Source organism: Sporosarcina siberiensis (genome assembly GCF_042681925.1).
GTDB lineage: Bacteria > Bacillota > Bacilli > Bacillales_A > Planococcaceae > Sporosarcina > Sporosarcina siberiensis.
This window is the reverse complement of record NZ_JBHUGI010000002.1, coordinates 118900-130746: the sequence shown is the minus strand read 5'-3', so window position 1 is coordinate 130746 and position 11847 is coordinate 118900. Positions and strand designations below refer to the sequence as shown.

Genomic DNA, 11847 nt, shown 5'->3' with positions numbered 1-11847 from the left:
CGCAGCGAAGGAAGCGGCTCAAGCTACGCCCTCCGGAAAGCGTACGCCGGAACGCAAAGCAACAGTTTTTCTACATTCGATTTTGGCCCGATTCTTGAATACGTGCTTTATAATAACTACACTCCGTTGCTTGGAGTGTAGACGTCGACTCCGAGAGGATCAGCGTGAGCCTTGAGACCCTGGACGGAGCGAAGGAAGATCAAAGCTGCCTTAATTTCTGCAAAACCACAGAAATACGGCAAAGCGAACACTTCGCTGTTCACTTGGCTCAAGCCACGCCCAAAGAAGAATGGTTTTTATTCTTCTCCCGCGGAAAGCGTACGCCGGAACGCAAAGCAACAGTTTATCTACATTGGATTTTGCCCCGTTTGTTGAACCGTGAGCCTAAACATACTTATCCTTAGCATAGCATAACAATTCCAATATTCCGTTTAAACATCAAAATGGCACTGTTAATTCCAATATCATTTGATGTTCTAATTCGGTGTTAATTCGCTTGTTGTTTCATCTTTTGTACCACTCAATTGAACGGGTTACCCTATTTCAGGCTGACCCCTTTTTATTCAAATCAAACCAAATAAAAGTAAAAATGATTGGTTTCTTTCGTAAATCCAATCTTTTCATAAAGCCTTTGGGCGACTTCGTTTTGAACATTTGTTTCTAGTAAAACGCCTTTCGCATCTGTTTCCTTCGCAAATAGAATTGATCGATTTACTAGTTCTTCGCCATACCCTTTTCCACGATAATCCACTTTTACAAATAAATCATTTAAAATCCAAATTCGTTTCAAACTTACAGAAGAAAACGATGGAAATAGTTGAGTGAATCCAACAGCTTTCTCTTCATGAAAAGTTATGAAAATCACTGATTCCTCGTTTTTCAACCGCCCTTCGATAAAGTCCTTTGCAGCAACAATATTCGATTCTTGATTATAAAACTTTCTGTACAAATCCATAAGTTCCGCTAAAACATCTAGATCTTTTAAAGTCGCTCTATGAATACTCATAAACTACTCCCCTATTAATATTATGTAGACCCTTACATTACTCCACTTTATAGTCATAGGACAAATCGTCTTGTATTAAGAATACGGCTGTCAAAGACTCTGTTTATTTCAAACTCATTTACTTTATAGATAGTTAATCACTTTTAACAACAGAATCCATTTCATCCCATGAATGTATTTCAAAAGTTGGTTGAATACCTGTTGTATTTCCTTTATGATGCGGATTATACCAACATGTATCAATACCAAAATTCAAACCACCTTGAATGTCCGAAGAGAGAGAATCTCCAATCATTAAGACGCGGGACTTGTCCGTGATTTGTAGTTTTTCAAAGACATATTCAAAAATTTCTTTTTGCGGTTTTTGAAACCCTGTTTCCTCTGATGTAATTATTGCCTCAAATGAGTTTTTAAATATCGATCTACCTATTCTCGCATGCTGAACATCTGTAAATCCGTTTGTAAGAACAACTAATCTACAATTTGCAAAACCTGCAAGCATACTTTCTACTCCATCAATCACATGAATTTCCTTACCTAAATTTTCAAGATACTCATTTCCAAATACTTCCGCATTGATTTCAAGTGCATGTTCTAAAAATAACCGTTTAAATCGCTCTGACTTTAATTCCTGTAGCGTTGTACGTCCTTGTTCCAAATCGTCCCATAGCACTTTGCTAATCGCATTATAACTTGTTCTGTAATCCGTTACTCCATTTGGTAACCCGACTCCTTGAAACGTATTGAAAAGTGCATTTTTTTCGGATTCTCTAAAATCAAACAGTGTATCGTCTAAATCAAATAATAAAACATCGTAATTCAACATCAATTTATCCCCACTTAAACTCCAATTAATATATTGGAAAGATTTTTTAATTATATTTCCCAGCATTTCAGAATGATTTAAAGTATCAAAACCTTAATTTAGATTTCTTTTCAATTATACCATACACACGTTCTTAATAAGTCGATTAAATAAATCTAGAATGAGCTCACTTTAAATGCATTGCCGTGCTAATAATGTAGATTGTATGACAACTGATTTGAAAATCATTCTAAATATGACATCTGTCACTAGGAGTCTTTTAATTTCTAGTGTAGATTTACTATATATAGATAGCCGATTCCAACATAAAAGTTTACATCCCAGAGGAGTATATTAATGACGAAGAAAATTGCTTGGATCACAGATACAGCTGCCCAACTCGATGACGCATTCATCCAAAAATATAACATACATGTACTACCCTTAGTTGTTGTTTTTCCAGATGGATCTTATAAAGAAGACTTAGATATAACTCAAGAAGAGTTTTACAAAAAGTTACGTGAAACTAAAGTTCCAACTAAAACATCCCAACCTCCTATTGGAGAAATGGTTTCTTTATATGAAAAATTGCAATCTGAAGGTTATGACGCGGCAATTACATTGCATGTATCGAGTGGAATTTCAGGTACATTTGAAAGCTCGCAAGCAGCCGCAAAAATGACAGACTTTAAAGTGTACTCCATTGATTCTAAAATTGGATCCTTTCCGATGTTGAAAATGATTGAATGCGGTAATGAGATGCTTAAAAAGGGACAAGACATCGAAATTATTGTAGCGGAAATAGAAGAAATGACGAAAAACTCTAAACTTGTATTCGTACCAGCCAATTTGAATCAGTTGCACAGAAGTGGTCGGGTTTCGGGTACACAAGCATTTTTAAGTCAATTGTTAAATATTAAAATTATCATTTCATTCGAGAATGGGAAAACCTTATTGAAAGAAAAAATTCGAGCAAATAAACGAGCGAAAAATAACATAACGGAATTGCTTCGTAAGGATATCGCAAAATCTTCCGTTCCAGAAGTTGCAATTATTCACTGCAATAACAACCGAGATGCGGAAACCTGGAAACAAGAGTTGATGATAGAGTTTCCAGATTTAAAGTTTCGGGTTGTTTCCCTTAGTATTTGCGTCGGTGTTCACGCCGGTGAAGGTACAACTGGATTAAGTTGGGTTTCATTTAGTAAATAATGATTTACAAATGATTGTTCAAGTTGACTTTATCCAGCGAACGTGCAATAATCAGTCTAATTCAAAACAGGTGGGCATTGACGAAGACCAGTAGAAATGGCGATGGAGAAAAGAAAATGTGGTCACCGGCTGAAAACCACATCCCCTCTCCCATTTCGAAACCTCCTTCCGAGCTGTTGTGGAAACACGACCGTATCCTTCGCGTTAAGTTGGAAACAAGTTGTGCCGTAGAATCGGCAAATTTAGGTGGTACCGCGGAAACATGCGTTTTTCGTCCTTATTTAATTAGGATGATAACGCATTTTTTTATTGAAAAAAAGGGGCGATTGTATGGAGACGATAGTATTCGTAGGTGCAGGTTCGATGGCAGAAGCGATGATTGGCGGGATTGTAGAACAACGTGCAATGGATCCATTGAATGTATTTGTGATGAATAAATCAGATGATGCACGATTGGTGTATTTGAAAACTAAATACGGAGTATCCATTGTTTGTTCAAATAAAGAAGCACTTAGAAAAGCAGATTTAATAATTCTCGCAACAAAACCAAAGGACATACATCAAGTCATGGCAGATATACTTCCTTACTTATCCGATCATACTGCTGTTTTATCAGTCATTGCAGGAATTTCTATTCAGACATTTGAAAATGGTCTAGGTGCAAGAATGATTGCACGTTCTATGCCGAATACTTCTGCAACAATTGGAAAGTCTGCTAGTGCAGTTGCCTGGAATAATACAATAGATGTAAATATGAAAATGAATATTTTAAAAATGTTGGAATCCATTGGTATAGTAAAAGTAGTGGAAGAAGATGATATGCACGTAGTCACTGCATTATCGGGCAGCGGTCCTGCTTATGTGTATTATTTAGCCGAAGCACTTGAGGAAGTCGCAGTTGAACAGGGGCTGTCCCAGGATATTGCACGGTCACTTATCATTCAAACACTTGAGGGAGCCGCAGCAATGATGAAAAAAACCGGAGAAGAACCGGCTGAATTAAGAAAACATGTCACGAGTCCGGGTGGAACAACGGAAGCGGGCGTAACAGCATTGGAAAATCGTTTTTTCAAAGAAATCATTGCAGAATGCATCCAGAAAGCGGAAGCACGATCTCGTGAGTTGGGTGTTATGTATTAATACAACCATTTTGTTATACTAAGCGTGAACTTAAAATGGAGGTTAAAATTATGACGAAATTGTTTGAACCCTATACAATTCGAGATGTCGAATTTAAGAATCGCATAGCAATGGCACCAATGTGTATGTATTCCTCCCATAATTGTGACGGACAGATAGAAGACTGGCACAAAACTCATTATGCTACACGTGCTGTTGGTCAAGTCGGACTTATAATTGTTGAGGCCACAGCAGTTCAGCCAGAGGGAAGAATTTCCGCACAGGATCTAGGGATTTGGAGCGATGATCATATTGAAGGACTTACAGAAGTAGTTCACCTTATGAAACAGCATGGAACGAAAACAGGCATTCAGCTTGCACATGCCGGACGCAAAGCTACTGTTGATGGGGACATTTTTGCTCCTTCTGCTATGGCTTTTAATGATCATTATAAAACGCCAGTCGAAATGACTAAAAGTGATATTAAAGCTACCATCCAAGCGTTTAAAGACGGCACAATCCGTGCTCAAAAAGCAGGATTTGATGTCATCGAATTACACGGAGCACACGGCTATCTCATTAACGAGTTTTTGTCTCCGCTAACAAATAAACGAATGGATGAATACGGTGGTTCTGCTGAAAATCGCTACCGCATTTTACGAGAAATCATTGACGAAGTACGTATTGTGTGGGACGGTCCACTATTCGTCCGTATTTCTGCACACGATTATACGGAAGGCGGTATGACGCCTGAAGCATATGTTGAAATGGCTAAATGGATGAAGGAACAAGGAGTCGATTTAGTCGATGTCAGTTCTGGTGCTCTAGTACCTGCAAAAATAGATGTTTTCCCCGGATATCAAGTGAAGTTTTCTGAAACAATTAAAAGTGGTGCTCATATTGCAACTGGAGCCGTCGGACTGATTACGACAGGTATTCAAGCGGAAGAAATTTTGAAAAACGAACGTGCAGATTTAATTCTACTCGCACGAGAATTGCTTCGTGATCCATACTGGGCTTACACAGCTGCTAAGGAATTAGATACTGAAATTTCAGTACCCAAACAGTATGATCGGGGATGGACTTTTTAATAGTTAAAAATGAAAAAATCCACTGGTTAACACGCCCGTGGATTTTTTCTTCATTCAATTTGTTTAACAACATCGTCTTTCCATTCAAAACGAGCATAGTCTTCGGCAATTAGAAGGCCTGGAAAGATTTCTTCACCTTGTCTTTTTAGTTGCGCAACATCACTCGGCATGAACCGAGCACTAATGTGGTTCGCAATTAATGACCGAGCCCCAGCTTCCTTCGCAATTTCGGCTGCATCGGTTATCGTTGAATGTCCATATTCTTTGGCAAGATTTCCTGTCTCTGAATCAAATGTTGCTTCATGCACAAGAATGTCTACGTCTTTCGCAAGTTCGACAGAAGCCATACAGGCACTTGTATCACCCAGGATTGCAATCGTAAAGCCTTTTTGAGGTTCACCAGTAACATCTTTGCTAAGGACTAGGCTGCCATCCTCAAGATATACGTCTTCTCCGTTTTTCAGTTGTTTAAGCATCGGACCCTTAGGAACGCCTAATTCCTTTATTTTATCTACTAGAAGTTTTCCAGGTAACGATTTTTGTTCAATACGAAACCCAAGACATGGAATGACATGTTGAAGAAACTTGGAAGTTACTTTAAATTTGTCATCTTCAAAAACAGTACCTTCCTCAATTTCATGAACAATGAGTTCATAGTTCAAATGCGTATTTGTTATCCGTAACGTTGTTGCCAACCACTCTTTAATGCCTTTAGGACCGAATACATCTAATTGCTCTTCACCTCCAAGAAACGAACGTGATCCAATCAAGCCTGGCAAACCAAAAATATGATCTCCATGTAAATGAGTAATAAAAATTTTCATAATTTTACGCGGTTTTAAAGACGTATGTAAAATTTGATGCTGTGTTGCTTCACCACAGTCGAATAACCAATACCCTTCATTTTCAGCTGAAAGATTAAGTGCAACTGAAGAAGTGTTACGCATTTTCGACGGCATACCCGCACCTGTTCCTAAAAATTGAAGTTCCATTTATTTAAACCCCCTTTCATTTATTGCCCTTTTTTATTACACCAGGGCCAAACTGATCTTCCAGTTTTAAAATTAAATCACTTATTCGCTTTTTTTCCTCATGTTCTTCAAAATTATAAATAGACAGTTGTTCGTGGATCTCAATTATTGAAATAACATTCGTAACAGTTATTCCAAGTAATCTGACTGGTTCACAGTCCCAATGTTTTTCAAATAAATCAATTGCTTCTCGATAAATATCGTCTTCTTTATAAATAGGATTTAGAACTGTACGGCTTCGTGTTTGGTTACGCCAATCAGCGGTTCGAATTTGAATCATTACTACATTTCCCGCAAGTTCATTATTTGCGAGGCGAACTGCAACACGGTTCGCCAATTGTTTGAAAACTGCGAAACAGGCGTCTAATTCAGTTTCATCAATCGGTAATGTCGTGGAACTCCCGACGCTTTTACGTTCATCCCCAGCCGCAGGATCCACTAGACGCTCATCTATTCCGTTGGCACGTTGCTGAAGACGAGAGCCATTTTTACCAAGTGAGACTTTAACAATATTTTCGTCTGCATTTGCTAAGTCTCCAATCGTACTTATTCCAAGTGCATTCATTTTTTTCTCGGTGCTCTTCCCAATTCCGTGCATTTCAATAACAGGGAGTGGCCAAAGTATCCGCTCAACTTCCCTTTTCCTTAAAATAGTTATGCCCATTGGTTTTTTCATGTCTGATGCTGTTTTCGCAAGGAACTTGTTTGGTGCAATTCCAATCGAACACGGTAAATCGAGTTCTCGTAAAATACGTTCCTGAATACCAGATGCAATTTTTACTGCATCCGTCAAACCACCAATTGCAGTAATGTCAATATAGGCTTCATCAATAGATACAGGCTCAACAAGTTCAGTATACGTTCGGAGTAAATCAAATATTGCAGTTGAAGCCGCTCGGTATTTCAGGAAATCTGGCGGAACGATGACTAGGGTAGGACAAATTCGTTTTGCATCGCCCACTGTCATTGTCGTGTAGATACCAAGGGCCCTTGCCTCATATGAACAAGTAACAAGAATGCCGCGCCGCTCTTTAGGATTTCCTGCAACCGCCATCGGAATACCTTTAAGTGAAGGGTCATGTGCTTGTTCAACTGAAGCAAAAAAACTATTCATGTCTAGATGAAGAATGACCTTCGCTCGACTTTCAAACATCTCTGCCATACACAGCTCCCCTCACTTATTTTAATCCATTTTACAGTAAAAACCGGACAGAATACACTGCCCGGTTTTAAAATTAAACTTCTTCCATTGTTCTTGTTTCAACATATTCACCAATAGCATCCATACCCGTAAGTGTACGTGACAATATTTCAGGATCTACAATTGTGATCATGCGATTTTCAAGATTTGCAACTGTTGTGAAATAAGGAGTTTTAGAATAAGCAAGCAACCCTGTTGACGTCATAGTACTTTCAGGAATATCTAGAATTTCTTTTGCATCAAGTACAAGTAATCCGATTAATAAACTTCCAGTTTGAACAACTACAATGCGAACTTCATCATTTTTGTCAGCACTGCGGCCGTATAAAATTTGTTCGAAGTCTAAAATAGGAACAAGTTCCCCACGTGTTTTCATGAGACCTAGCATATACTCAGGCAAATGAGGAATCGGGTTAATTTGCTCGAGCTTCTCAATGGATATTACCGAATCTACAGGCAATGCATATTCTTCATTCCCACATTGAACGACAACGACTTTTAACTCACTCATTCCTTATTCTCCCTTCGAATTTTCTACAGTTACATTGATAATTTCAAGTAGCAATTCTGTTAACTTATTGAGTTCTTCCACAGGCATACGTTCATTTTTAGTATGAATTTCTTCGTATCCAACAGATAATGTTACTGTAGGGATTCCAGCACCGTTAAAGATATTACCGTCACTACCCCCACCACTCGCAAGAAGTTCAGGTGTCCGGCCAACATTTTGGGCTGCCATCATCGCTACTTTAACGACCTTGTCGTCATCTGTAAATTTAAAGCCTGGATACATAAGTTTTACCTCAGTTTCAGCTTCTCCGCCCATTTTCTCAGCAGTTACTTTAAACGTTTCCTTCATATGTTCCGTCTGTTTCTCTAGTTTTTCAGGATCAAGCGATCGTGCCTCAGCTAGAATATTTACTTCATCACAAACGATATTTGTAGCCTGTCCACCTTCGAAACGACCAATATTAGCTGTTGTTTCCGAGTCGATTCTTCCTAAAGACATTGCAGCAACGGACTTGGCAGCAATATTAATAGCAGAAATCCCTTTTTCGGGTGCGACACCGGCATGTGCAGTCTTACCTTTAATCGTCGTCCAAAGTTTTGCTTGGAATGGAGCAGAAGTAACGATTCCACCTACTTTTCCGTCACTATCTACTGCGTAGCCGTATTTAGCTGTAATAAGCGTAGCATCCATTTCTTTCGCACCTACAAGGCCGCTTTCTTCTCCCGCGGTAATGATGAACTGAATGTCACCATGTGGTATTTTCTTCTCTTTTACAGTACGAATCATTTCAAACAATGCCGCAATTCCAGCTTTATCATCCGCACCAAGAATTGTTGTCCCATCGGAATACACATAACCATCATCGCGTAACTCAGGTTTAATGTTTTGAGCTGGTACAACTGTATCCATATGGCATGTGAAATAAATCGGATCTACACCTTTTACAGTACCATTCATTGATGCCACTAAATTTCCAGCACCGTGTCCATTTTCGTCGTCGGAATTATCTTCAATTACATCGAATCCTAGATTTTCCATCGTCTTAGTCAAATGGTCAGCTATATTACGTTCATCTTTTGTTTCAGAATCAATTCGAATTAATTCAAAAAACTCTTCTAATAATCGTTCTTTATTCAAAATAAATCTCCCCTTATAACGGAATATTACCGTGTTTCTTTTTAGGTCGTGACTCTTTTTTGTTGCGCATCATATCCAGTGCTTGGATTAGTTTGATGCGAGTGTCACGTGGGTCAATGACATCGTCTACCATACCATGTGACGCTGCAACATATGGATTTGCAAACTTTTCTCGGTATTCTTCAATCTTTTCAGCACGCATCGCTTCTGGATCATCCGAATTTGCAATGTCGCGTGCAAAAATGATGTTTGCAGCACCTTCTGGCCCCATAACTGCAATTTCTGCATTTGGCCAAGCAAAGACAACATCCGCTCCGATTGATTTCGAGTTCAATGCAACATAGGCACCACCAAATGCTTTTCTTAAAATCACAGTCATTTTAGGGACTGTAGCTTCTGAATAAGCATACAAAATTTTCGCGCCATGTCGTATGATTCCACCGTGTTCTTGTTTAATGCCCGGGAAAAATCCGGTTACATCTTCAAATGTAATGATTGGAATATTAAACGCATCACAAAAACGTATGAATCTGGCAGCTTTATCTGATGAATTAATATCGAGTCCGCCCGCCATTACACGAGGTTGGTTACAAACGAGACCTACTGTTTCGCCTTTAATACGCGCCAAACCAATTACAATATTTCGAGCAAACTCTGGTTGTACTTCCATAAACGAGTCCACGTCTACAACTTGTTCAACAACTCTACGAACATCATACGGCCGGATCGATTCGTACGGAACAACTTCCGCTAAATCTGCACGATAGTCATCTGATTCATCATACTCCACAATTGGCGGTTTTTCTTCATTATTTTGTGGTAAATAGGAAAGTAATTTACGAACGCTTTCAAGGACAGTCTTTTCATCCGGTCCACGAAAATGTGCATTTCCACTAATTGAGTTATGTACCTTCGAACCACCCAGTTCTTCAGACGAAATCTTCTCACCAGTAACCGTTTCAATTACTTTCGGACCCGTTATAAACATTTGACTCGTTTTATCCGTCATAAAGACAAAATCAGTAATTGCCGGCGAATAAACCGCTCCACCCGCACAAGGACCAAGAATAACGGAAATTTGTGGAATTACACCTGAGTAAATTACGTTACGATGAAAAACTTGTCCATATCCATCAAGTGAAACGACACCTTCTTGAATACGTGCACCCCCGGAATCGTTCAGTCCAATGAAAGGAGCACCATTTTTCGCAGCTAAATCCATTACATTCGCAATTTTCATAGCATGCATTTCTCCTAGTGCGCCTCCAAAAACCGTAAAGTCTTGAGAGAATAAATAAACAGGTTTACCGTCAATTTTACCATACCCCGTAACGACACCATCGCCTGGAAGCACTTGCTTGTCCATTCCAAAATCTCTTGTTCGGTGCGTAACAAATGGATTCAATTCGAAAAAAGTATCCGGATCTAGTAACAAATCGATACGTTCTCTAGCAGTTAACTTTCCTTTTTCATGTTGCTTATCAATCCGTTCATCGCCACCGCCAAGCTCAATTTCTCTCTTCCGGTCATACAACTCGTTGATTTTATCGTAAATATTCATTTACTGAGTCCCCTTACTGCTTTTTTGGCATAATTCGTACAGTACCCCATAAGATGATTTCGGATGTAGGAAAGCTACTTCAGCACCACCAGCACCTATCTTCGGTTCATCTTGCAAAAGTTGTACCCCTTTTTCTTTTAGTTCTGATAAACGCGTTCGGATATCGCTTACACCAAATGCAATATGATGTACGCCTACTCCGCGCTTAGCGATAAATTTCGAAACCGGTCCATCCTCTCCAATTGGTTCTAAAAGTTCAAACTTAATGTTCCCGGCATCAATAAATGCAACACGAACTTTTTGACTTTCAACTTCTTCTATCGCAATCAATTTTAAACCTAAAGTATGTATATAATAGTGAATCGATTCATCCATGTTTGTCACAGCGATACCAATATGATCGACTTTCTCCACACAAATCACCTCTTACATCTATTGTACAATCTAATGGGCCAATTCGCCATCTTGTCAAATCAAAAATTTCTGTTAAAATGAAAGTATAATGAATAAGGAGTTTTGCTCAGTGAGTAATAAAAAAACACAAAAGTTTATTGTTTATATTATGGTCGGCGCAATGTTATTATCAGGTCTTGGAATGGGACTTGGTATGATGATGCAACAGTAATCACTAATAAAAAAACTGTCTGTTAACGCATTTGCGTATACAGACAGTTTTTTCATTTCACTAGATTTCTGCTTTTTATAGTTCTTCACAAAAATCGTCAAACTGACTTTGTAAGTTCCGTACAACAGACATCGGGTCATGGCCTTCAATTTCGTAACGACCGATCTCGGCAACTAATTTACCGTCCTTCATCATAGCGAAAGATGGTGAAGATGGGAGATGATCCTCCCCGAAAAGCATACGAGCTTGTGCAGTCGCTTCTTTATCCTGCCCAGCAAATACTGTAACTAAATGATCTGGACGTTTGTCGTAATGCACTGAGTGCTTTGCAGCCGGACGTGCGATCCCGCCGGCACATCCACAAACTGAGTTGATCATTACAAGTGTTGTACCCGAACGTTTAAAAGCTTCCTCAACTTCTTCAGGTGTTGTTAACTGCTTATAACCACTTTCGTCCATTTCTGTACGGGCTTGCTTAACTGTATCGTTCATTAACATATTAAAATCCATAGCCATATTAAAAAACCCCTTTCTATTTACAACTTTAT

General features: G+C 38.9%; 13 protein-coding genes. 4 read left to right on the top strand and 9 right to left on the bottom strand.

What is annotated here, in order from left to right; translation table 11 throughout:
* Positions 1-568: 568 nt before the first annotated feature.
* Together ACFSFY_RS00925 and ACFSFY_RS00920 are read right to left on the bottom strand one after the other, a co-directional pair.
* The gene (locus tag ACFSFY_RS00925; protein ID WP_381535286.1) at positions 569-1006 is read right to left on the bottom strand and encodes a GNAT family N-acetyltransferase; all 438 of its coding nucleotides are present in this window, start codon (positions 1004-1006) and stop codon (positions 569-571) included.
* Positions 1007-1139: 133 nt separating this feature from the next.
* Entirely contained in the window at positions 1140-1829 is a 690-nt protein-coding gene (locus ACFSFY_RS00920; RefSeq protein ID WP_381535344.1) for a YjjG family noncanonical pyrimidine nucleotidase, read from the bottom strand.
* Positions 1830-2168: 339 nt separating this feature from the next.
* On the opposite strand from ACFSFY_RS00920, the gene ACFSFY_RS00915 reads away from it, so the two are divergent.
* The 3 genes from ACFSFY_RS00915 (at position 2169) to namA (ending at position 5233) form a co-directional block, all read left to right on the top strand.
* A complete protein-coding gene (locus ACFSFY_RS00915; protein ID WP_381535285.1) occupies positions 2169-3023 on the top strand; it encodes a DegV family protein in 855 nt (284 codons plus the stop codon).
* Positions 3024-3353: 330 nt separating this feature from the next.
* Positions 3354-4163, top strand: coding sequence for a pyrroline-5-carboxylate reductase (proC, locus tag ACFSFY_RS00910; RefSeq protein ID WP_381535284.1), 810 nt, complete (start codon positions 3354-3356; stop codon positions 4161-4163).
* A gap of 50 nt (positions 4164-4213) precedes the next feature.
* Positions 4214-5233, top strand: coding sequence for an NADPH dehydrogenase NamA (gene namA / locus ACFSFY_RS00905; RefSeq protein WP_381535283.1), 1020 nt, complete (start codon positions 4214-4216; stop codon positions 5231-5233).
* Positions 5234-5283: 50 nt separating this feature from the next.
* Here the strand turns inward: namA and rnz are convergent, their stop codons facing one another.
* From rnz to mce, 6 genes are all read right to left on the bottom strand, one after another.
* Entirely contained in the window at positions 5284-6225 is a 942-nt protein-coding gene (gene rnz, locus ACFSFY_RS00900; protein ID WP_381535282.1) for a ribonuclease Z, read from the bottom strand.
* Between the two features lie 16 nt (positions 6226-6241).
* On the bottom strand, positions 6242-7426 hold the full coding sequence (locus tag ACFSFY_RS00895) for a DNA polymerase IV (protein WP_381535281.1): 1185 nt from the start codon (positions 7424-7426) through the stop codon (positions 6242-6244).
* 73 nt (positions 7427-7499) lie between these two features.
* A complete protein-coding gene (locus tag ACFSFY_RS00890; protein ID WP_381535280.1) occupies positions 7500-7976 on the bottom strand; it encodes a chemotaxis protein CheW in 477 nt (158 codons plus the stop codon).
* A gap of 3 nt (positions 7977-7979) precedes the next feature.
* Complete coding sequence (locus tag ACFSFY_RS00885; RefSeq protein WP_381535279.1) at positions 7980-9113, bottom strand: M20/M25/M40 family metallo-hydrolase; 1134 nt, start codon at positions 9111-9113, stop codon at positions 7980-7982.
* 13 nt (positions 9114-9126) lie between these two features.
* Positions 9127-10674 carry an acyl-CoA carboxylase subunit beta gene (locus tag ACFSFY_RS00880; RefSeq protein ID WP_381535278.1) on the bottom strand — a complete coding sequence of 516 codons (1548 nt, stop codon included), beginning with the start codon at positions 10672-10674 and terminating at the stop codon, positions 9127-9129.
* A complete protein-coding gene (mce, locus tag ACFSFY_RS00875) occupies positions 10675-11088 on the bottom strand; it encodes a methylmalonyl-CoA epimerase (RefSeq protein WP_381535277.1) in 414 nt (137 codons plus the stop codon).
* A 109-nt stretch (positions 11089-11197) separates the two neighbouring features.
* Between mce and prli42 the strand changes: the two genes are divergently transcribed.
* Positions 11198-11299 (top strand): stressosome-associated protein Prli42, encoded by a 102-nt coding sequence (gene prli42, locus ACFSFY_RS00870; RefSeq protein ID WP_381535276.1) that lies wholly within the window; start codon positions 11198-11200, stop codon positions 11297-11299.
* A gap of 75 nt (positions 11300-11374) precedes the next feature.
* On the opposite strand, the gene ACFSFY_RS00865 is transcribed toward prli42, so the two are convergent.
* Positions 11375-11815 (bottom strand): BrxA/BrxB family bacilliredoxin, encoded by a 441-nt coding sequence (locus tag ACFSFY_RS00865; protein WP_381535275.1) that lies wholly within the window; start codon positions 11813-11815, stop codon positions 11375-11377.
* Positions 11816-11847 lie beyond the last annotated feature (32 nt).

Bases quoted from the DNA above. Each gene is read 5' to 3' on its own strand.
- ACFSFY_RS00865 (WP_381535275.1), bottom strand. From the start codon at position 11,815: ATGGCTATGGATTTTAATATGTTAATGAACGATACAGTTAAGCAAGCC.
- ACFSFY_RS00895 (WP_381535281.1), bottom strand. From the start codon at position 7,426: ATGGCAGAGATGTTTGAAAGTCGAGCGAAGGTCATTCTTCATCTAGAC.
- ACFSFY_RS00880 (WP_381535278.1), bottom strand. From the start codon at position 10,674: ATGAATATTTACGATAAAATCAACGAGTTGTATGACCGGAAGAGAGAA.
- ACFSFY_RS00890 (WP_381535280.1), bottom strand. From the start codon at position 7,976: ATGAGTGAGTTAAAAGTCGTTGTCGTTCAATGTGGGAATGAAGAATAT.
- ACFSFY_RS00915 (WP_381535285.1), top strand. From the start codon at position 2,169: ATGACGAAGAAAATTGCTTGGATCACAGATACAGCTGCCCAACTCGAT.
- namA (WP_381535283.1), top strand. From the start codon at position 4,214: ATGACGAAATTGTTTGAACCCTATACAATTCGAGATGTCGAATTTAAG.
- rnz (WP_381535282.1), bottom strand. From the start codon at position 6,225: ATGGAACTTCAATTTTTAGGAACAGGTGCGGGTATGCCGTCGAAAATG.
- proC (WP_381535284.1), top strand. From the start codon at position 3,354: ATGGAGACGATAGTATTCGTAGGTGCAGGTTCGATGGCAGAAGCGATG.
- ACFSFY_RS00925 (WP_381535286.1), bottom strand. From the start codon at position 1,006: ATGAGTATTCATAGAGCGACTTTAAAAGATCTAGATGTTTTAGCGGAA.